This window comes from Vibrio sp. 1CM2L (assembly GCF_023161695.1).
GTDB classification, from domain to species: domain Bacteria; phylum Pseudomonadota; class Gammaproteobacteria; order Enterobacterales; family Vibrionaceae; genus Vibrio; species Vibrio coralliirubri.
Genome location: NZ_JALNTT010000004.1, coordinates 288,389 through 310,256, shown reverse-complemented (window position 1 = coordinate 310,256; position 21,868 = coordinate 288,389). Strand labels below are relative to the sequence as shown.

At 44.1% G+C, this 21,868-nt stretch carries 20 protein-coding genes; 12 read left to right on the top strand and 8 right to left on the bottom strand.

All coding sequences use genetic code 11. The features are described 5' to 3' along the window. Positions 1–202: 202 nt before the first annotated feature. The 4 genes from MSG34_RS16200 (at position 203) to MSG34_RS16185 (ending at position 4,859) form a co-directional block, all read left to right on the top strand. On the top strand, positions 203–1,312 hold the full coding sequence (locus MSG34_RS16200) for a putative 2-aminoethylphosphonate ABC transporter ATP-binding protein (RefSeq protein ID WP_248338507.1): 1,110 nt from the start codon (positions 203–205) through the stop codon (positions 1,310–1,312). Between the two features lie 6 nt (positions 1,313–1,318). Then, positions 1,319–3,043, top strand: coding sequence for a putative 2-aminoethylphosphonate ABC transporter permease subunit (locus MSG34_RS16195; RefSeq protein ID WP_248338505.1), 1,725 nt, complete (start codon positions 1,319–1,321; stop codon positions 3,041–3,043). Positions 3,044–3,110: 67 nt separating this feature from the next. Further along, positions 3,111–3,815 (top strand): phosphonate utilization transcriptional regulator PhnR, encoded by a 705-nt coding sequence (gene phnR, locus MSG34_RS16190; protein ID WP_048609092.1) that lies wholly within the window; start codon positions 3,111–3,113, stop codon positions 3,813–3,815. Positions 3,816–3,956: 141 nt separating this feature from the next. After that, positions 3,957–4,859: a multidrug transporter gene (locus MSG34_RS16185; RefSeq protein WP_050644022.1), complete on the top strand. Its 903-nt coding sequence runs from the start codon at positions 3,957–3,959 to the stop codon at positions 4,857–4,859. A 134-nt stretch (positions 4,860–4,993) separates the two neighbouring features. Here MSG34_RS16185 and MSG34_RS16180 read toward each other — a convergent pair whose 3' ends face one another. The 3 genes from MSG34_RS16180 to MSG34_RS16170 form a co-directional block, all read right to left on the bottom strand. Continuing rightward, positions 4,994–5,776: a siderophore-interacting protein gene (locus tag MSG34_RS16180; RefSeq protein ID WP_248338503.1), complete on the bottom strand. Its 783-nt coding sequence runs from the start codon at positions 5,774–5,776 to the stop codon at positions 4,994–4,996. 201 nt (positions 5,777–5,977) lie between these two features. Beyond that, on the bottom strand, positions 5,978–7,456 hold the full coding sequence (locus MSG34_RS16175) for a peptide MFS transporter (protein WP_048616933.1): 1,479 nt from the start codon (positions 7,454–7,456) through the stop codon (positions 5,978–5,980). 415 nt (positions 7,457–7,871) lie between these two features. Further along, on the bottom strand, positions 7,872–9,242 hold the full coding sequence (locus tag MSG34_RS16170) for an L-serine ammonia-lyase (protein WP_048616931.1): 1,371 nt from the start codon (positions 9,240–9,242) through the stop codon (positions 7,872–7,874). 356 nt (positions 9,243–9,598) lie between these two features. Here MSG34_RS16170 and MSG34_RS16165 point away from each other — a divergent pair, with 356 nt between their 5' ends. Next, positions 9,599–10,477, top strand: a complete 879-nt coding sequence (locus tag MSG34_RS16165; RefSeq protein WP_248338501.1) for a YdcF family protein — start codon at positions 9,599–9,601, stop codon at positions 10,475–10,477. A 4-nt stretch (positions 10,478–10,481) separates the two neighbouring features. On the opposite strand, the gene MSG34_RS16160 is transcribed toward MSG34_RS16165, so the two are convergent. Continuing rightward, a complete protein-coding gene (locus tag MSG34_RS16160; protein WP_050649221.1) occupies positions 10,482–11,159 on the bottom strand; it encodes a hypothetical protein in 678 nt (225 codons plus the stop codon). A gap of 211 nt (positions 11,160–11,370) precedes the next feature. Further along, positions 11,371–11,625: a DUF333 domain-containing protein gene (locus tag MSG34_RS16155; RefSeq protein ID WP_017079683.1), complete on the bottom strand. Its 255-nt coding sequence runs from the start codon at positions 11,623–11,625 to the stop codon at positions 11,371–11,373. Between the two features lie 302 nt (positions 11,626–11,927). Here MSG34_RS16155 and MSG34_RS16150 point away from each other — a divergent pair, with 302 nt between their 5' ends. The 5 genes from MSG34_RS16150 (at position 11,928) to MSG34_RS16130 (ending at position 17,271) form a co-directional block, all read left to right on the top strand. Continuing rightward, on the top strand, positions 11,928–12,446 hold the full coding sequence (locus tag MSG34_RS16150; protein WP_248338500.1) for an NUDIX hydrolase: 519 nt from the start codon (positions 11,928–11,930) through the stop codon (positions 12,444–12,446). 232 nt (positions 12,447–12,678) lie between these two features. Beyond that, positions 12,679–14,442, top strand: coding sequence for an ABC transporter ATP-binding protein (locus tag MSG34_RS16145; RefSeq protein ID WP_248338498.1), 1,764 nt, complete (start codon positions 12,679–12,681; stop codon positions 14,440–14,442). Next, entirely contained in the window at positions 14,436–16,220 is a 1,785-nt protein-coding gene (locus MSG34_RS16140) for an ABC transporter ATP-binding protein (protein WP_248338495.1), read from the top strand. The genes MSG34_RS16145 and MSG34_RS16140 overlap by 7 nt, the downstream gene beginning before the upstream one ends. Before the next feature lie 233 nt (positions 16,221–16,453). After that, entirely contained in the window at positions 16,454–16,720 is a 267-nt protein-coding gene (locus tag MSG34_RS16135) for a hypothetical protein (RefSeq protein ID WP_017059525.1), read from the top strand. Positions 16,721–16,836: 116 nt separating this feature from the next. Then, on the top strand, positions 16,837–17,271 hold the full coding sequence (locus MSG34_RS16130) for a hypothetical protein (protein WP_050633121.1): 435 nt from the start codon (positions 16,837–16,839) through the stop codon (positions 17,269–17,271). A gap of 77 nt (positions 17,272–17,348) precedes the next feature. On the opposite strand, the gene MSG34_RS16125 is transcribed toward MSG34_RS16130, so the two are convergent. Further along, positions 17,349–17,864, bottom strand: a complete 516-nt coding sequence (locus MSG34_RS16125) for a cytochrome b/b6 domain-containing protein (RefSeq protein ID WP_082151303.1) — start codon at positions 17,862–17,864, stop codon at positions 17,349–17,351. Between the two features lie 276 nt (positions 17,865–18,140). Between MSG34_RS16125 and MSG34_RS16120 the strand changes: the two genes are divergently transcribed. Together MSG34_RS16120 and MSG34_RS16115 are read left to right on the top strand one after the other, a co-directional pair. Then, complete coding sequence (locus MSG34_RS16120; RefSeq protein ID WP_050621682.1) at positions 18,141–18,980, top strand: alkyl sulfatase dimerization domain-containing protein; 840 nt, start codon at positions 18,141–18,143, stop codon at positions 18,978–18,980. A gap of 161 nt (positions 18,981–19,141) precedes the next feature. Next, positions 19,142–20,398, top strand: coding sequence for a peptidoglycan DD-metalloendopeptidase family protein (locus tag MSG34_RS16115; protein WP_248338493.1), 1,257 nt, complete (start codon positions 19,142–19,144; stop codon positions 20,396–20,398). A gap of 147 nt (positions 20,399–20,545) precedes the next feature. On the opposite strand, the gene MSG34_RS16110 is transcribed toward MSG34_RS16115, so the two are convergent. Continuing rightward, complete coding sequence (locus MSG34_RS16110) at positions 20,546–20,866, bottom strand: heavy metal-binding domain-containing protein (RefSeq protein ID WP_004730185.1); 321 nt, start codon at positions 20,864–20,866, stop codon at positions 20,546–20,548. A gap of 36 nt (positions 20,867–20,902) precedes the next feature. After that, entirely contained in the window at positions 20,903–21,850 is a 948-nt protein-coding gene (locus MSG34_RS16105) for a LysR substrate-binding domain-containing protein (RefSeq protein ID WP_061038439.1), read from the bottom strand. Positions 21,851–21,868: the final 18 nt, after the last annotated feature.

Sequence of the window (21,868 nt, the reverse complement as noted above, 5' to 3'; positions counted from 1 at the left end):
TTTACATTTAGGCTCTCAGTGATTTATGGGCAAGTCACTGAGGGCTTACAACGTTGAACGAACTGTTAATGCTGAACAAATAGCAATCTTTAATGCTTATTATATCTGCAATATAACTGTCATTTAGCTTCTATAAATTTGTCACTCAACTGCAATATTCTCAGTATAAATTTGGTATATACCATATAGAGAGTGCTGTAGTATGAGCAACCAAACTTATTTAAATATTGAAAACGTTGTAAAGCAATTTGGCCAATTTACAGCGTTAAAAGACATCTCCCTATCGATAGATAAAGGCGAGTTCGTCTGTTTCCTTGGCCCATCTGGCTGTGGAAAAACCACCTTATTACGTGCGATTGCAGGTCTAGACTTACCAACTTCAGGTTCTATTGAGCAGAACGGTAATGATACGACCTTCTTGCCGCCAGAAAAGCGCGACTTTGGCATCGTGTTCCAATCTTACGCTTTGTTTCCAAACCTCACTGTAGAAGAAAACATTGCGATTGGTCTGAAAAACCAAGGCATGTCGACCAAAGAAGCCCTTGAGACGGTTGAGTCTTGGTTAGAAACCATCGGCTTACCAACTTCTGGTCAGAAATATCCAAATCAGCTATCTGGTGGACAGCAGCAGCGTGTTGCTCTGGCTCGCGCATTGGCGTTGTCTCCAGGCTTGTTGCTACTCGATGAACCACTTTCTGCGTTGGACGCGAAGGTAAGAACACACCTACGTGATGAGATCTGCCAACTGCAACGTAAGCTGGGTATCACCACTATTATGGTGACGCACGACCAAGATGAAGCCCTAACGATGGCTGACCGTATTGTCGTGATGAATCATGGTGTTATCGAGCAGGTCGGTGCTCCACAAGAGATCTACCAAAAACCCGTCAGTCGTTTTGTTGCTGAGTTTGTTGGCAGTATGAACTTTATCCAAGCTTCTGTTGCAGCTCAAGGCAAGATGCGCATTGCTGAGTCAATGCTGCCGTTACCTGGCTTAGATAATCTGACGCCAAATTTGGGTGATGTTTTCGATATTGCCGTTCGTCCAGAGCAAATCCAGTTTGTTGATCGTTTTAGTGAATCCTTGCCAGTGAGAATCGTATCAAGCGAATTCTTAGGGGCGTTTTATCGTGTTGAGTGTCAATTGCAACATGACTCAACGGCGAAAGAGATCATCGTTGATGTACCCGTCAAAGAGTTCAACCGATTGAAGCTGCGTCGCAGTGATATTCGTTACGTGGCGTTTGATCAAGAAGGCCTTAGAGCTTACCCATCGAAAAGCCTGCAAGTGATGAAAGGCGAGGCGGCGTAAACAATCATGGAATCGACTCAAATGATGCAATCTAAGCTGCTAATTCAACGACGAGTACAGCCTTTTCTGGCTCGGTTAAGCAAAGACAACGTAATTCTATTTGGGCTGTTGGCCTTTTTGTCTGTGGTCATGACGTTGTTTATCCTGATGCCACTGTGGGCAATGTTGAAAAAGAGTGTTCAGAACGCAGATGGCGAATTTGTAGGTTTACAGAATTTCGCAACGTATTTTGCGTCTCAAAGCCTATGGCAGTCGGTAGGCAATACCTTCACGCTTGGATTGCTAGTGACCGTTGTCGTGGGTGTCTTGGCGTTTGGTTATGCCTATGCGCTAACTCGTTCATGCATGCCTTTTAAAGGACTTTTTCAAGTTCTGGGTTCTGCGCCTATTCTTGCTCCGTCATTGCTTCCTGCAATCAGTCTTATCTTCCTATTTGGTAACCAAGGTATCGCTAAAGAAGTCTTGGGTGGCAACTCGGTTTATGGCTTGATTGGTATCTCACTGGGCTTGATATTCTGGACGTTTCCACACGCCTTGATGATTCTGACCACCTCATTAAGAACCTCTGACGCTCGCCTTTATGAAGCAGCACGTGCACTCAATACTTCATCGTTAAAAACCTTTTTCATGGTGACGTTACCTGCGGCAAAATACGGCTTGATCAGCACATTGATCGTTGTGTTTACGCTAGTGGTTTGTGACTTTGGTGTGCCCAAAGTGATAGGTGGTAGCTACAACGTGTTATCGACTGACATCTTTAAGCAGGTGGTTGGTCAACAGAACTTCTCTATGGGTGCGGTAACCAGTATCTTGCTGCTATTGCCTGCGTTGCTTGCGTTTACTGTTGACCGCTGGGTTCAAAAGAAACAAAAGAGCTTGTTTGATACTCGTTCTGTCGCGTACCAACCTGAACCTAGCTCTCTGCGTGATGGCTTATGTTTCCTTTATTGCACCATTATCTCTGCTGCTGTGGTTATCGTGTTGGGCATGGCGATATATGGTTCTATAGTCACCTTCTGGCCTTGGAACAAAGCGCTAACGCTAAACAACTACAACTTCGCAGAAATGAGTACTTATGGTTGGGCGCCATTCTTCAACTCGTTAACGCTTGGTGCTTGGACTGCGATTATTGGTACTGTTCTGATTTTCCTAGGCGCATACTGCATTGAGAAAGGCCGCGCATTCGGTCCTGTTCGTCAAGCGATGCAAATGCTCAGTGTTGTTCCGATGGCCGTTCCGGGTATGGTGCTGGGCTTGGGGTATATCTTTTACTTCAATGATTTGAGTAATCCACTCAACTTCTTGTATGGCACGATGGCGTTCTTGGTGATTAATACCGTGGTTCACTACTATACGGTAGGGCACATGACGGCGTTAACGGCATTGAAACAGCTGCCTTCTGAAATTGAAGCAACAGCGGCTTCGGTAAACTTACCGCAATACAAGTTGTTCTTTAAGGTGACGGTACCTGTTTGTCTGCCAGCGATTTTAGATATTGCGACATACCTGTTTATTAATGCACTTACCACGACATCTGCGGTAGTATTCTTGTATTCTACCAATACGATTCCAGCGTCAGTTTCAGTACTGAATATGGACGATGCGGGTCAAACGGGTGCAGCAGCAGCTATGGCAGTGATGATCATGATATCAGCAGCGAGTGCGAAGTTGATTCATATGCTAATCAACAAGTTACTCGAGAAGCGCACCCAAGCTTGGCGTAAACGCTAGCGAACCACTTATATTGCAGTTGGCCAAGGAGTGGCTGACGACAAGAACAAGAATGAAAGGAAATGAAGTGCAGTACGTAAAAATCAAAGATGTCATCGTAGAGCAGATAGAGTCGGGGATGTTAACACCACGACAGAAGCTGCCTGCGGAACGTAAGTTGGCTGAATCGTTTGATACGACTCGAGTTACCTTACGTGAAGCCTTATCTTCACTTGAAGCGGAAGGGCGCATTTATCGAGAAGACCGACGTGGTTGGTTTATCTCTCCCGAGCCGCTTCGTTACGATCCAACACAAACGCTGAACTTCACCAATATGGCTCTGTCGCAGAACCGTAAGCCGAAAACAGAGTTGGTGGCGGCAAAAGGCATGTTAGCAACCAAGGAGGCTACTCGGCTTCTTGAGTTACAACCTTTTTCGGACGTTTATCGAGTAGACAGAGTTCGTTATCTTGAAGATAGGCCCGTTGTGTATGTAACCAACTACATTCGACCAGAGTTGTTCCCTAACTTGCTTGATTATGACTTGTCTAAATCGTTGACGGACATCTACCGCGAACACTTTGGTGTGGTGTATCAGAAGATCCGTTACCGAGTGAGCACAACGTCTTTACTTGGCGAGACAGCGCAAGCCCTGCGTGCGACTTCTGGCTCTCCTGCAATGGTCGTAGAGCGTGTGAACTACAACCAAAACGGCGACCTGATTGACTGTGATATTGAGTATTGGCGTCATGATGCGATCAGTATTGAGTCAATCGCGCAGCTAGAGCGCTAGTCATACGTTAGAACGCGTACATATCTGTAACTCTTTGGGCTTGCCCAATTGAATTGATCAAAGGTCTCTTACCAAGAGGCCTTTTTTATCACCCGTTTTCAGCGACGGCTTTTATAAGTCAGTTAATAAGTTAGGAATGAAATGGAATTTTCTGCCATCGTCATCGTGATAATTTCGGCTCTGCTTCATGCGGGTTGGAATGTTCTAGGTAAATCTAATCAAGGTTCGGGGTCGTCTTTTTTCCTTGCTTCTGGCTTTGCCGCTGCCGCGATCTTGACTCCCTATTTGATTTGGTACGTCTACAGTGTCGGCTTTGCAAACATCACGCTCCTATTCTGGCAGCTACTTCTTTTAAGTGGTATTTGCCAAATCATCTATTTAATCGGCTTAGGTATAGCCTACAAGCAGGCCGATATTGGGGTGATTTACCCAATGGCACGAGCACTGCCCGTGTTGATGGTTGGCTTGGGTACGGTGTTAATAGGGTATGAGCTATCGATCAATCAATGGCTTGGTTTTGCATTGATCACACTGGGTTGTCTGTTTGTCCCGCTTAAACAGTTTTCTGAATTAAGGCTCAAGGCCTACTTGAACCTTGGCGTACTGTGGGCGTTAATCGCGGCCATCGGTACCACGGGTTACTCCATTATTGATAAAGAGGCGCTTCTATTATTAGAGCCTTTAAGCACGCCTAGCATTACCAATAAACACACGGCGATTTTCTACTTGGGTATCCAGTTTTGGGCAATTGTGCTTCCACTGAGCCTGTGGTTGCTCGTGTCGAATCAAAGAATAGAATTTCATAATGCTTGGTTACTACGTAAAAGAGCAACACTTGCTGGCATTATGATGGCTTCGACCTATGGCTTAGTGTTGTTTGCGATGACTATGACAGAGAATGTCAGCTTGGTTGTTGCACTTAGGCAAGTGAGTATCATTTTCGGCGTAGTGATGGGGATCTACTTTTTAAAGGAAAAGTGGCACGCGACTCGCGGTGTAGGCGTATCTCTAATTATTGCTGGTTTGGTTATCTCATTGACTTAAAAGATCGCCTGAGTGATTGGGGATTTGTGAATAGGCATCTATATTAAGCTAAATCAAAAAACGCCCTTAGCGAAACAAACTTCGTTAAGGGCGTTTTCTATTTTTCTAGCAAGAAGATGTATGGCGTAACAGGTTTAACCTGCTAAAGCTTGAGCATCTTGTTGTTTCAATACTTTGTGACCATCTTCAGTGACGCCACGTTTCCAGTAGCTGCTGATGTAGATGTTCTCTTTTGCAACTTCTTTTTCGTTGCGGAAGTATTGTCTCAGCTCGCGCATGCTTTCGAATTCACACGCAGTCCATACTGACACTTGGCCTTCTAACCACTCTGTGTTGCGCACGGTTTGTGCAAGTGACTCTGAAGTTTCATCTTCAATCAACCAGGTTACTTTGATGCCTTGAGGGGTTTCAAGTGCTTGCTTATCTGCTGCTGAGTTGATCTGAATGACAGCGTGACCTGTCGCTGTTTCTGGAAGCGTTTTTACTTTTGCAGAAAGCGCAGGTAGGGACGTCATGTCTGCAACTAAGAAGAACCAGTCTGACTCTAGGTTAAGCCCCTGAATTAAACCAGGGCCAGCCACTGAAACCGTGTCACCCACTTTTGCGTTCATTGCCCATCGAGCCGCAAAACCACATTGCAAATCTGTAGTGATGTGGCGAACAAAATCAACTTCAATCCACTGCTCTACAGGGTTGTACTGACGAATGGTGTAAGTGCGCATGGTTGGGCGTTCACCTTCGTTTAATTGGCTTAAATCAGTCGTGCCGAGTGGTGAGAATAAAAGCTTGATGTAGCCGCCGGCACACTCTGTTGGGTATTTACTTAATCCCTCACCGCTAAGCGTTATACGCTGCATGTTTGGAGTAATTGTTGAGGTTTGAGTAACGGTTAATGTGATAGGGCTAGGCTTGCTCATATAAGGCTCTCTTAGATTTTGATTTCCACATCATAATCCTGAACTAAAAAACACTCAATACTAATAGTTATCATTTACTTTGATTTACACATGCACAACCTAACTGATGTGACAGATTCTATTAAGAAACAGAACCGACAAAAAAAGAGCCCTTTAGAAAACTAAAGGGCTCTTAAGATAGGTGTTATTAAGTGAACAGAATTAGCTGTTTGCTTGCTCTAGTTCAATCGTTTCGTCAGCAGCTTTTGCAGCTTCTAGCATCTTACGAATAATGAACGATGCTGCCATTGCGATACCTACCATCACGACTGCAAGAACAGTCAGCATTTGGAAGTAATCACCGTAAACCGTTTGCACGATCTCTTGTGTGATCTCTTGACCTTTCTCTAGTGCAATAGACGTTGAGAATACCGCACCAACAATACCTGACAGTGCGATAGCAACAGAGAATAAACTTACTGAGAAGTTCTCAATGTGCTTAGGTGCAACAGATAGGATGAAGGCTACAACCATTGAGCCTACAATCACTTCACCGAATGCTAGGAAGAAGTGAATCGCTAGGAAGACTTCTGGGCGGATCAGAACATCGTCACCCACTGTCGTTACTGCCATCGTAAGGATACCGAAAGCGATAGCCGTAAGGATGAAAGAGAAACCGACTTTGGTTGCAGTTGAGAAGTTAATGTTTTTCTTTTCTAGGTTAGAGAAGATACCCGCGATGATAGGGCCAGCAACCATACACCATAGTGGGTTCATTGCCATTGAAGCTTCAGGTGCGACAGGGATGAAACCAAATAGATCGCCACGCATTGTGTTGATCGCTACCATTGTCATCGAAGTCATCATCTGACCGTAGTACACGAAGAAACATGTCGTCAGGAATGTGATGATTAAGATAGTGCCCATTTTCAGCATGTCTGACTTCTTCGATTTCATCATCAAAGAGACAAAGTAGATAATCGCTGCACCACCAATTGCGTATACGATGTTTTGGCCAATATCCATGTTAGAGAACATGAAGAATACCAAGCCGATCATTGCTGCAGAAAGACCAAGGAACGCTGCCCAGTTTTTAGTGCTTACAGGTTTTTGGTCGATTTCAGCACTTGCTTCAACAAGGCCTTTGCGAACAAAGATCATCATCAGAAGCGCAGCACCGGCTAGAACCGCTGAAAGAAGGAAACCACCGTGGAAACCAACAACAAGCACTAGCATTGGGAACAGGTATTGACCTAGCAGAGCACCAATATTGTTTACTGAGTAGTTGATTGGGTAGCAGTTCTCAAAATCTTCTTGAGTTTTGAACGTGCGTTTGTAAAGACTTGGGTAAGAAGGGGACATCAAACCACGTGCATAACTTGCTAACGCAATACCACATAATGCCATCGGAACATTGGTTGCTGCTGCACCAAGTACCAGTAGAACGTAACCACTTGCGAACCCTAGGAAGGCAATGGTTAAAGATCGGTAAGCGCCTAAAAACTTGTCGGCGATAAAGCCACCTGCAATAGCAAATAGCGGTCCGATTGCAGAGAAAGCACCAACAACCATCATGGTGTCGGCTTCATTGTAGTTCAGATCTTCTAGGAAGAAACGAGTCAAGATCACCATGACGCCATAGAACGAAAGTCCGAACATCATTTGGCAGAACATCATTGATTTGTTTAATCTATTCCACATTATTTTATTCTCACGTTTGTATTAATATGTAGTGTAATTACCCGATTATAATATCATTAGCAGTAATACATAAACTGAAACATCTGTCCCAAACAGAACTTTACTCGATATATCTTTTCTTATGAGTACATTCATATTTCTCATGAATGAAATTTGCAACGTTAGATTTTGCTAGTGGATGCATAGCGGTGTGAAATTTAGCCATCATCATTTGTGGCTAAGTAATGAACTAATAAAGGGAAAGTTAGCGATGATCATTCTGTAAATAATTTTGAGTGAGTATCACTTTTAATTGGCTGTTGGGCTTTGGCCAATAAAAAAGCCAGCGTGGTGGCTGGCTTTGTTGAGATATTGAAAACTAAGTTTACAAGAATGCCGTCTCTATAGAGGCTTTCTCCACTCGTGTTCTTGTCTGTTATTCACACGGTGGTGCCATGTGGATCACGGCTAGGCCGCCTAGAGAAGTTTCACGGTACTTCTTGTTCATGTCTTTACCTGTTTGATACATGGTTTCGATAACCTTGTCTAACGAGATAAGACACTTGCTGGTACGCTTCAACGCCATGCGCGATGCGTTAATTGCTTTCATTGCACCCATAGCATTACGTTCAATACATGGTACTTGTACAAGGCCACCGATAGGGTCACATGTCATGCCCAGTGAGTGTTCCATCGCGATCTCAGCCGCAATACAGATTTGTTCGTTGCTACCACCACGTAGGGCAGTTAGGCCAGCAGCAGCCATTGATGAAGAAACGCCGACTTCACCCTGACAACCTACCTCTGCGCCAGAAATCGAAGCGTTGGTTTTGTATAAGATGCCAATAGCGCCAGACACTGCCAAGAAGTCTTTAAGCTGCTTAGTATCTAGCTCTTTGATGAAACGATGGTAGTACATCAATACCGCAGGAATAACCCCGGCAGCACCGTTGGTCGGTGATGTGACAACCTGACCGCCCGCTGCGTTTTCTTCACTTACGGCAAAGGCAAATAGGTTAATCCAATCCATGATCTCCATTGGATCGTTTTCAATCGAGGCATTTGCTTCCAGCTTTTTAAGCAGAGCAGGTGCTCGACGAGTGACTTCTAGGCCGCCATCAAGAATGCCTTCGGTGTCAAAGCCACGCTGCATACACAGAGACATCACCTTCCAAATTTGGTCGGCTTTCTGGTCAATCACATCCATACCCTGGAAAGACACTTCGTTACGCAGAATTAAGCCACCAAGGCTCAGTCCTTGTTGTTCGGATAGTTCAAGCAACTGATCAGCAGAAGAGAAAGGGAACTCAACTTGTGTTTCTGCTTCCTGTTTGCCGTTTTGTAGCTCATCAGCGGTTGCGATAAAGCCACCACCAATCGAGTAGTAGGTTTCCATATCCAGAAGATTACCGCTTGCGTCAAAGGCAGAGATAGTCATGCCATTTTCATGCAGCGGAAGGTTGGTTTTGTGGAAGAGCAGGTCGCTTTCTACATCGAAATGAATTTCATGGTTACCGCTAACCAACAGAGATTTATCTTCAATCGCCTTGCGCATTGCTTGGTTAGCGCTGGTGATTTTAATGGTGTCGGGGCGGTTACCTAGCAAACCTAACAAGGTCGCTCTGTCTGTGTGGTGACCAATACCCGTTAATGATAACGAGCCGTATAAGTCGATTTGAATACGCTTCACTTGCTTAAGCTGAGCATCAATTTTTTGGGTAAAGTTAAACCCAGCGATCATTGGTCCATTTGTGTGGGAGCTGGATGGCCCAACCCCAATTTTGTAGATATCAAAAATAGACAGCATAGTAACTTCCTGTGAAGACGGTTCGATGGACGAACTCTGTGTAAAATTTGTATTTAGTTAGTTTCACTTCTTTGAGTGAACCTGTTCTTTGGATGAAACAGTTATGTGACTGAGCGTATTCATTGATAGAAAGCGCTCTTTTATCGACTAGTGCTAACAAGCATAGAGCGATGAAATACAAGAGCGTGCTATGTTTGCTGTAAAGCGACACGTCTATTCTTGTATTACCTAAGATGTCGCTATCAATAGTGAGCATTATTGCGAGCAACATATAAGAATTTCAAAATACTTTTGTTAACAAGTATTGTATACATAATTCACTCCATCTAATCCCCAAAACGAGACTTGAACATAAAATGAGCATTAATCACCTCCTTATTGTGCTGGGTAAGCGACTTAATGAGAATAAATTGACTGATGAAGGAACCAGTCGAGTTGATGCTTTGGTTGAGTATCTGGCGGAGCCTTTGGTAGAAGAGTCGAACCAGCAAACTGCGGTAGCATTTTGTGGTGGGGTAACAAAAGGGCAAACACTGTCTGAAGCCGATGCGATGCACCAATATTTTAGGGAGCTTGAAAATCAGCGAAAACATCCCTTTTCCTTAGGGGCGATTTTGCTCGAGCAGCATTCGACCAATACTGTCGAGAACATACAGAACTTGGCCTCAGAGATGATTGCAAGCGGGCTGTTTACTCGCGGGCAGAGTGTGCAGGTGACATTCGTTTCTAATGACTACCACTTACAACGTATATTCGAGATTCAATCGCTCATGGACGAGCAAGGTTTGCTTAAAGTTCTCGTCGAGAAGTGTTCCGCACTTGGGGTAGAGCTGCAAATAGATCGCAAGTTGGATGGTCATGTTGCGGTACCATACCCACATCAAACTGCTCAAGGGCAATTGTTTCTGTTGATGGACGTACTGACGACCTACCGAGTTTATCTTGAAGGTGTCTGTGCGGGCGCATTCAAGCGAGATTTAGAGTTGGTTAGACGAGAGCCAGAAAGACTGTCTTTGGAAGCTCTGAGAGCCGTAAAGGATCTCGTTGGACGTTCGTCTGACTTTGACATTGTGGAGAATTTACTCCCAGCATTGGAGCGCTGTATCCAGCAGACTTCAGTGGGTACCGATATAAAAAAAGTCAGGGAATACCTAGCTCTACTAGATACTAACCTGACTTTATTGAATCGTTATTTAGATCCGGAATCGGATCACACACATCGCTGGTGGCGATAGGTGATTATTTCTTTCTCGTGATGCCAATAACGGTCTTTAAGCTCGCAAAGGCAATCAGACAGTAAGCTAGAAGCTCAGTGCCTTCTTCAGCGATGTTTTTAACCGCTCGAACGTAATCATCGCCCATAACATTGTGCCAGAAGCTGCCCATGCCAAATAGGCGAGAGAACACTAACAGAAGCATTACGCCTGTTACCAGCAAGTTCATGTGTGGGGATGCAAGAATAAGCGCAAGCTGATCAATGGTTCGTTTACCATTTTTAATCGCATAGAAAATTGCGCTACCAGCAACCAATAGGGCTGGGACAACCCAAGCGCCATGTACAATCTTGTCGAACCAAAAGTCCATTTCACGAATAAACATCACACCGAAAAATGCACTGATGAGCATAGCTGCATGCTTAACTTCACGCTTCTCTCTTGCTAGATAAGCAAAAGACCCAGACGCGATAATAAGCAGTAATTGTTGCAGCATCTCAGTCACCGAGACCTCACCAACATTGCCATTCAACAATACAAAATCAATTCGAAGCGCAAGATTTGCGACAATACCAATCGCTAAAACAACGAGAGCGGTTTGGCAGCGTTTGTAGATCACTTGAGATGTCGACTGAGAAAGGGTGAACTCAGGCAGTTCAAATGACATTTGAGTTTGTTGTTTCGTTTTTGATTGGCTTTTCATAATAATTCTATGTGTAAAATTTTGTAACAGGCGGGCATTCTATCGGCCTAGGTTAGGCTAATGTCAGAGCTATGTCAGGAATAAAACAGTGTTCAATTGGTATGTGTGTACGGTAAACCGCTGCCTTATGGCAGACAGTTTACGTAACATAATTGAATTTTTAGGGGGAGGGTTTTAAAGCTTTGAGATTGGAAACTTGTAATAGAAGTGATTACTTTTCAGTTTCTTGCTCATGGTTATTGCGGTAGTACTCCCACTGTTCAATGCGCTCGCCGTCATCGAATACACAGTAAGTTGTACGCTGATTGTTTTCAGTAACTGTGTCTAATTCACCGTCCTGTTGAACACAATAAACCGCTGCTGGGTTAGCGACTGAAACACGTTGGCCTTCGCTATATTCTGCATAGTCGTTTGCACAACCGCCTAATACAACGGCACATACAGCCATCAAACCAATTTTCTTCATGTCTATCTCCTACGTGATAACTCTATAATCGAATGCGTTAAGTTCTACAGAACCAAATGAGAAGCTCTATGAAATTAGTATATTTTAGATTTCAGAAAAGGTTGTCCTAATTTGGTCAAGATATTGAAATAGGTTGATATTTCTTCATGTTTAACGACTTTTTGAGTGTTAGATCAAGCTAAGTGGATTCAAGTTACCGTTGGAATATCCCCGTCCGATCAGTCCTGGTTGGCGGTTGTGAACCTCGAATCTATTGATGATTATGATATGATGCCGCCAAATTCAGTAGAGCAGTCAGAATCATGAGACACCTAAAAACAACCATCCACCCTGATATCGACCATCTAGACAATAAAACGGTCTATCAGCGCAACGCTGCCCGTGCCATTGTGTTAGATGGTGAAGACATTCTGATGCTGTATACAGAGCGTTATCACGACTACACCATTCCTGGTGGTGGTTTGGATGAAGGGGAAGATGTGATCGCAGGTATGGTTCGTGAACTCGAAGAAGAGACTGGCGCGAATAATATCCATAGCATCAAGCCGTTCGGTATTTTTGAAGAGTTTCGTCCTTGGTACAAAGACGATGCAGACATGATGCACATGATTTCTTACTGCTACTCATGCAAGATTGATCGTGAGCTTGGTGAAACGGCTTACGAAGATTATGAAGTGAAAAACGGGATGAAACCGGTCTGGATGAATATCCATGAAGCGATCGCTCACAACGAAAAGACGATGGCAGAGAGCCCTAAGAAAGGCATGAGTATTGAACGTGAAACCTTTTTGCTGCATTTGATTGCCAAAGAGATGCTTTAGCCGTTATCAACAGCCCCAGGCCTGCTAAGCTATTTATTTGCCGCCAATTTTGGCGGCAAAGTTGTTTCTAGCAATGCCAAAATTTAATACCCGAAACTAATTATTGAATATGGTTGATATTGTCAACTAAGTGTTTTTGATGTATCTTTACCTCAGCGATGAACCTATCTAGCTTAACTGCTCGGTTATATCGCTAAATCTCGCTGTGAGCCTGCCCTAAACAAAGAATACTATGAATAAAAGACAGTTTATTGCCCATTATCTGCGCATGAATCGCACCTCGTACTTATTGGCGATTGTGTTCATCTTTCTCGTCAACTGGTTACAAGTAGAGATCCCTCGCTATATCCAATTGGCGATAGATTTAATTGATGATGCTTCTTCAACTGGCCATCAGCAGCTGCAAAGCTATGTTTGGATTGTAGTCGGCATGTCTGTTGCCATGGTGGTGGTGAGAATTTTATCTCGTATTTATGCGCTTAACCCGGGGCGAATTACAGAGGCTGCACTCAAAAGTACCCTTTTACAAAAGCTGAATCGTTTACCAAGCAGCTTTCACGAGCGTTTTGCTTCGGGTCGACTGATCTCGATTATCAACAATGACCTTAGTGGTATTCGATTGCTGTTTGGTGTCGGCTTCTTGCAGTTCTTTAATGCGTTGCTTGCGTTGTCGTTGACGCCTCTTTACATGTGGCGCATATCGCCAGAACTCACACTGTATTCGATTATTCCTATCTCAATCGCTTTTGTGATTTTCCGTGTGGGCTTCAAGCGTATGAAAACGCTGCATTTAGAACACATGAAGCGTCTACAAAACCTGTCTGCTCAACTAATGAGTTACCTGTCTGGGATTGATTTGATTAAGAGCCAGCAGATGTCACCTTGGGTGAAAGCCGAAACTGAAAAGCTGAACCAGTTATTGCTTGAATGCCGTCTCAAAATTACACGTATTCAAGTCTTCTTTATGCCAGTACTCGACTACGCCAATGACCTGATGAAAATCATCATTCTTGGGCTTGGCGGCTACATGTTAATGAGACAGGAACTCACACTTGGTGAGATTACCGCCTTTCTGACTTACTCGGTTTTGCTCGCTATGCCATTGATGCAGCTTGGCAGAATCGCGACCATTTATCAGCGTGGCATGGTAGGTATTCAGAGTGCACAGACCATTCTTAATGCCAAAGTCCCGCAGCTTGATGAAGATAAGCTTACTGAATTAGATGTTGAATCGCTGAAGGGAAAAACGTTTTCCGTTCGCAACCTCAGCTTCAGCTATTCAGGTGAAGAACGCGTGATTCTCGATGACATTAGCTTTGATATTCCAGCAGGTAAGAAAGTGGGTGTGTTAGGCGGGATCGGAGCGGGTAAAACGACATTAGTGAACTGCTTAAATCATCACTTGGATGTTCCACAAGGTTCGGTTTTCCTTGGTGAAAGAGATGTCACTAGCTTCTCGCGCAGTGACTTGCGCCGTTACGTGAAAACCGTAACTCAGGACCCTTACCTGTTTTCAGCAACCGTCGAAGACAATATCCGCTTTGGTAGCCTAGATACCGATTTGGCAAAGAGTCAGGTTGATGAAGTGCTAGAGCTCAGCCAGCTGGCCAGTGATGTGACACGTTTTGAACACGGCGATCAAACCTTAGTCGGTGAGAAAGGGATCATGTTGTCTGGTGGCCAGAAGCAGCGTTTAAGTATTGCGCGCGCTTTATTGCAACCCACCGATCTGATCATCATGGATAACGTTCTATCGGCTGTCGACTATGAAACAGAACGTAAGATCTTGGAAGGCCTGTTTAAGCGTTTAGAAAATCAATCGGTTCTTGTGGTTTCACACCGCGTTAATGCCCTTGAATATATGGATGAAGTCATCGTGTTGAACGAAGGTAAAGTGATCGCGAAGGGCGACCACGCCACGTTATTGAAAACCTGTGATTATTATTACGATACATGGCAGCTACAGCAGAATGAAACGGAGGCAGCAGCATGTTAAAAGGTGTTGATCTCAAGTACCTCAAGCACTTTTTTAAGTTTGCTAAGAAATACAAAGGCTCTGCGATTCTGGGCATCGCTATGCTCCCTCTTTCTGTCATCACGAGCTTGTTGTTCCCTTGGCTGATCATTCAAGTGATCGATGTTCACCTGAGTCACGGGGATATGGATGGACTGCTCGAATACGTCTTCTATCTCGTTGCCGTGCTGGTGGCGAGTTATGTGGTGGATACCACCTATTCGTACAACCTGCGTAAAACCGGGCAATACACGATAACTGACATGCGCTCAGTGTTGTTTGCTCGCGTGCTCAAACTGCCGCGCAGCTATTTTGATAACACACCGATTGGGGTAACGCTCTCACGATTAACCAGTGACTTGGAAACCATCGGCGAGACGTTTGTTCAGTCGGTTGTCGGGCTAGTTAAAGACAGCATCAATACCATTGCTCTGTTGGTGATGATGTTCTTCATTGATTGGCGGTTAACGATGATTGTATTGATCATTATGCCACCTGTGATGTATTTGACGGTGTATGTGAGAAACCGACTTCGTGCTTTGTATAAGGTGACTCGTTCTTCGCTGGCTCGCGGTATTGGCTTTTTACAAGAAGTCTTATTTGGCATGAAAACCGTTCAGATGTACCGAGCGGAAGAGCAAGTCGAGCAACGCTACCAAGGCTATACCGATGAGTTTTTAAGAGCGCAGAAGAAGATCAATAAATACGATGCGATTTTGTTCTCGTTTATCTCCGGCATCACCTCTATCACCATCGCAATTATGATCTGGTATGGCTCGGAGCAAGTGATAGAAGGGGCGCTCACCTTGGGTGTGCTGATTGCGTTCATCAACACCTTAGAGAAAGTGTTTGTGCCGATCCGTGACTTTACTTCGCAGATCGCTTCTATTCAGAGTTCATTTGCAGCGTTTGACCATATTGAAGAGTTGTTTGTTGAGCCGACTGAAGAAGAAGGGCGCAACCTGCTGCCATCTAACAAGGTTGAAAAACAGCTCGAACAGTTTGTGAGCCTTGAGTTTAAGAACGTGAGCTTCCGTTACAAAGACGACTCTCCATATGTTTTAAAGAATGTCTCGTTTGTATTAGATAAAGGGCATCAAATCGCGCTTGTGGGTTCGACGGGTTCGGGCAAGTCGACGATTCTGCGTCTGATCTCTAAAACCTACCAAGACTATGAAGGCAGCATTTTGTTGAATGGAATAGAGCTGTCACAGATCTCAAGCGAAGACTCTGCTCATTTGTTCTCAATGATGATGCAAGACGTGCACTTATTTGAAGAGACCATCCAATTCAATATCGCGCTGGGCAAAACGCATCTATCTAGAACTGAGGTTGAACAGGCGGCGCGCTATGTTTATGCCGATAAGTTTATTGAACAATTGCCACAGGGTTATGACTTCCACTTGGAAAAAAACGGATCCAACTTGTCTGTAGGGCAAACGCAGCTCATCTCGTTCGCTAGAGCGGTTGCACAGGGTGGTCAATTGATGATGCTTGATGAGGCGACCAGTTCGGTAGATTCAATCACTGAAGACCTGATTCAAAAAGCAATGCAGCGCCTTTTTAAGGAAAAAACCGTGATTGCGATTGCACACCGTTTGAGTACCGTTCGTCACTCAGATACGATTTTGGTGTTGGAAAAGGGTGAAATTGTTGAGCAAGGTAATCATCAACAGCTGGTGGCGCACAATGGAATTTATGCTGGCTTGTTACAAGAATCGATTGTAGAAACGGGTGGTTCTCAAGCTACGGTAGCCTGATTGCCTCAAATCAGGCGGTTGCTTTCGAAAAGACGAATTGGTCTTGTCTATGCTTCACCAGTTTCTATTGTTTTCTAATATTCCCAATAGGTTAGGGAAATTAAACATATTTTTCGATTATTAATATGTTATGATCTCCCTACTACTAAAGGGGTGTCTTCGGGCATCGGGATGTATGCGAGCAAAACGTAAGTGCTTGTGTCAGTCACTTTCTGGCGAATATGGAATCGAAAATGTTGTTGGAAGAAGTTGTAGAAATTATCGAATTAACCGACTCAGACCATTTATCTCAAGCAATGGAACTGTTTAACGAGCATGGTTTTGTTGATGCTGAGTCTTTACCTTTTATGAATGTTGTTTTTGAAACAGCACCAGATCAACTTGCGAAGAAACTGTCGCAGATTGGTTTTAAAGGTTTAGTGCAAGTCGAAAAGAATGAAGATGCATCTGGCTTCACCATTATTGATGCTGACCGTGTTCTGCTAAAAGATTCTGCTTAGTTGAAAGGCTTTGCTTAGCTGCAAGATTCTTCTTAATGACAAGAATAAGATTCAGCTTAGTGAAAAGACTCTATCCAGTTCAGTAACACCCGTTATGATTATTTGAGGTTAACACAGTGACAACAGCAACCGTTTCATCAACAGAACAACACATTTCCAACGAACATGCGCTTTTAGGTGCATCGTTATTAGCGTCTCAAAAAGTTGAGTTGGCTCTGTTCAGTGTGATCTCTAAATTAGTTAAAGCCCTATCAAAAGAGCAGCAACAGTCATTAGGTTTGGATTTGGATACCTTTTTAAGGGAGAAGCCAAGTGAACAAGCCTCGACTCTGAGCCGCTACGAAAATACGTTTGGCGAGCAACTTCCTTTGAAGGCCAATGAACTCAACGATTTTATTTATCATCGAAACTTGGTCACTCGTGGATTTTGGCGTGTGACTGGGGCTGATGTTAAAGGCGGTGAGAAGCTTGCTAACCCAGAGCTTTATTTAAAAGAGTTCTTGGCCAAGTGTGAATACTGGCAAGTGATGATAGATACTCACAGCAAGTAATTAAATTGAAATAAGAAAGCCATAGCGAACATGCTATGGCTTTTTTGTTTGTGCAACCCGTCTTGAACTCTCTGAATCTAGAGCATCATCTTCAATACATAGTTCCTAGAGACAAAGTGATGTTTAAGTGCGGCACTGATATGAAGCACAATTAAACAGGCTAGGGCAATACAACTGGCACGATGTAAATAGAAAAAGAAGCCGTTGATTGCAGAGTCGGTAATTAGATTATTTACACTCACTAACCAAAATAAAGAGTACGGTTCTTTTAGCATTAAGTAGCCGGTACTGAAAACCATAAACATCACAAGATACATCAAAGAGTGTGCAAGCTTGGCAACGCATTTTTGCCCTTCAGGCACAGAAGTTGGCATGCTTGGCGATGAGCGAAAGTGGCTCCAGATATAACGAACCACAAGCAATGGTGTCGCAACGGTCGCCAATGACATGTTGAGCACTGACAGAAAAGAAAACAGCTCTGGATGACTGGTGACATAGTGCATCACATACCCTGCGATTGTTGCATAGATGATTACAGAAGCCATTACCCAGTGCAGTACACGGCTTACTAAATCGTATCGTGGATTATTCAAATTAACCTCGTTCTGATCGTTATTAATATAAGATTCATCTCGATGCAATAAATCAATTCTCGGTATATTCGCATCGCGAATTAATTATATAGAACAGTATTACGCGGTATTTTTATAATTTAGAAATTAATGATGTTGCTTCAGGTGTTTTATAATTATCAATGATGTTTTAGAGTGTTAATTCCAATATGGACATAGCAAACTTGTCGACTTCCTAGCTTGTATGCCTATTACGAGATACAGTTAGTCTAAAGATAAATATATAAGGAATGTATAATGCTTCGAATCTTATTGATTGCAGTTATCTCGGTGTTCAGCACGATGAGTTTTGCAAGCGAAGAGGTTAAGTACTCGGAACAAGAGTATTTGGATAGACCGCTGATGGAACGCTATATCTTGGATGAGTTGAAGCAGCTTCGAATGGAACAGCAGGATCTTGAAAGACGCTTGACCATTCAGATGACTGACCGGGAACTGACTGTGGCAGACAAGTCTCTGAATTACGCCAATGTAACCGTAACCTACTTCTTCTACATTATTGCCGGTGTTGCCTCCCTAATTGCACTGGTGGGTTGGCAATCGCTAAAAGAGTTGAAACACACCACTAAAGAGATGGCAGATCGACGACTCAATGACATTGCCCAAGACTATGAGAAGAAGTTTAACCTTCTTGAAAGGGATCTTAAGCGCAAGACTCGAATCATCTCAGAGAACAACCGAGAAATCGAAATCATCAATGAGATTCACAACTTGTGGTTGAGGGCTCAGAATGTTCAAACTGCCGAGCAAAAAATTGAAATCTACGATGAGATCTTAAAAGTCCGCCCGGGTGATTTGGAAGCACTAACTTACAAAGCTGATGCCGCAATGGACATGCAGGAATACCACTGGGCGATGAGCTTATGTAATCGCGTGTTAGAAGTGGACGATCAAAACGCTCACGCCTTGTACCAACGTGCTTGTGCTTACGCAAAGTTAGGTGCTGAAGGCCAAGCGATCGATGACTTAGAGCGCTCTATCGAAGCCAGTGGTTCAATGCGAGAGCTATTGGCTGATGAACCTGACTTTGAGATGCTGCGCGGCTTAGAACGCTTCGAAGCACTTCGTGAAGAATAATGCTAGATAAAGAGTAGTGTTAACTAAGATGGTGGGCCTTGCATGCCCACCATATTTTCACGCCTATCGCGCTGCGGTTTCTTACATTTCATTTATTTCTTTGAATTAATTGTTATGTTATAACACTTTCTAAGTTCCTCGTTATAACCGCTAAGTATTTTATGAAGTTCCTCCGTATTGGCCTGATCGTTATTGCTATCAGTGCATTTTCCCTTGCTGCTTTGCTCTCTTTTCACTCCGAACCAGCACCAGAAATCTCTATCAAAATAACACCTTATCAGGGCCCTCAAACGAATGATGAGGGAGCCATCGACTCGCAAGCGACTCCCAACTCTTTGGTTAAGGTCCATTATTTTGTGAAAGTTGGCGATACGCTAAGCAACATCTTTTCGTCATGGCAACTGCCTTATGGAACCGTTCAAAAGGTGATGGAAGCGGATCTGGAGTCTTTGAAACTCGACACAATAAAGCCTGGTGACCATCTAGAGTTGCTTTTGGATGGTGACTCTAAACAGCTTGTGGAGCTGGTTTATCACGAGAGTCTGGTTGAGCAAGCTGCCTTTACTCGAAACGATGATGGTAGCTTCACCTATAAATTCCACGAGATCCCAGGCGAATGGAAAGAAAAACTCTATGCGGGTAGTGTCCACGGTAGCTTTTCAACGTCAGCCTACAAAGCGGGGTTAACTACTAACCAGATAGCCAACATCACCCGCACACTAAAAGACAAAGTCAACTTCGCTCGAGAGCTGAGAGCTGGTGACAGCTTCAATGTACTGGTCAAAGAGCAGTACACGGATGATCACCTAACGGGCAAAACAGAAATTCAAGGTATCTCAATTCAATTAAGAAACCGAGAAGTGGCAGCTTTTCTAGCACCAGATGGTCTTTTTTATGACAGAGAAGGAAATAGTCTAGAGCAAGCCTTTGATCGATACCCAGTCGACAGAAAATTCCGAAGAATCACTTCTTCGTTCAATCCGACACGAAGACACCCAGTAACTGGGCGAATCTCACCGCACAATGGTACCGACTTTGCGACACCTGTTGGTTCACCTATCTACTCAACAGGTGATGGTCGTGTGGTGGCACTTCGTGACCACCCGTATGCTGGTAAATATTTGGTGATTGAACACAACAGCGTATATACGACGCGTTATCTTCACTTGAGCCGCTTCTTAGTTAAGAAAGGTCAGCAAATTAAGCGAGGTCAGAAAATTGCGTTATCGGGTGCTACTGGTCGTATTACTGGCCCGCACTTGCACTTTGAGGTATTGGTTCGTGGTCGCGCCGTCGATGCGATGAAGGCTAACTTACCAATGGCAAGCTCAATTATGCCTAAAGATAGAAAAGAGTTTTTGGCTCGAATTGCCTCTTTTGATGCCATGCGTTCTGAGCACACAGATCGCGCGAGTTAGAGATATTTAAATCTAACTTGGCAACGCATATAATCACGCCCCTTAGTTAGCGATTTAGCTAAGGGGCATTTTTAGAGAATCACACGATTAAGCGAATGAATCCGTTATTCGATGGATAGAGCTATTGAGCGATGGGTTTGCCACTGGCTAAGCAACCACCACCGCAGTGCCACTAGCAGACACCATCAACATGCCATTACCTGTACCCAAGACTTCATAATCGATGTCGACACCCACCACCGCGTTGGCACCTGCTTCAATCGCTTTCTGTTCTAACTCTTTGAATGCGTAGTTACGTGCTTTTTCCAGTTCTTTCTCGTAGGTGCCAGAACGCCCACCCACAAAGTCACGAATTCCTGAAAACATATCTTTGAAAACGTTCACCCCTAGAATGGCTTCCCCGGCAATAACTCCTTTGTAATCGACAATGCGCTTGCCTTCGACTGATTGTGTGGTGGTAATAATCATAATGGCCTCTTGTAAGCTTGCTGAGCTGTCACTCGCTTATTGATTGATAGTTTGGTCTTGTTCCTGAATGTCATCGTTCAGTGCTGTCTCTGAGCGTGTGAATTCATGTCTTAACCATGTTCTCAGTTTTAGCACACTTTCTTGTTTTAATTTGTTTTTCGGGCAAACAAAGTAAAAATCTTGGTGCGGGTTAGCAACCGGTTTACCCAATTCGACAAGCATCCCATGGCTGATGTCATCTTTCACAAACAAGCGATGCGTTACTAGTACGCCTAACGAACGAATTGCAGCTTGCACCGCTTGAATGGAGACATCGAACGTCAGATTGCTATGGAATGTGGGCATTGGGATTTGGTAATTGTCGCACCACACTTGCCAGTCGTGTTGTCGCCTGAGGTTAAAAACGCCAATGGTTGGGTTTTGTTTGACGAGTTGCTCAACGCTCAATCCGGCCTGGTTTTTTAATAGAGTAGGGCTGCACACCAAGACCAAATCATCGTCGCCCAGTTTCTCGCTGTAATATTGCTCCCATTCGTTGGGTTTGCCATGTACGAGCGCAACATCGACCCCTTCCTGCTCAATATCGAAAGGGCCTGTTAGCGTCGAAATACGGATATCAAGTGAGGGAGCGAAGGCTTGGAAGTCGGGAACTCGTGGGATCCACCAGTGCATCGCGAGCGAATTGACCATGTTGAGGGTAATGCGGTGGTCGTTAGGCGTTCTGGCAAGCTCTTCGGTCGCCTCTATCACTTGCTCTAGTGCGGGCGCGACTTTTCGGTAATATCGCTTACCTGCGGCATTCAGAACAACACGACGACCGACTCGTTGAAACAGAGGCTTGTTGACCAGTTGTTCTAACGACTTGATCGCTTGGCTTACCGCAGAGTGACTGACGTACAGCACCCGAGCGGCGTCGGTCATGCTGCCAGTCTCAGCGACAGCAATGAAAGCGTAAACGGATTTAAGCGGAACGAGTTTTTTCATTGGTAAGTTTTCCTTACA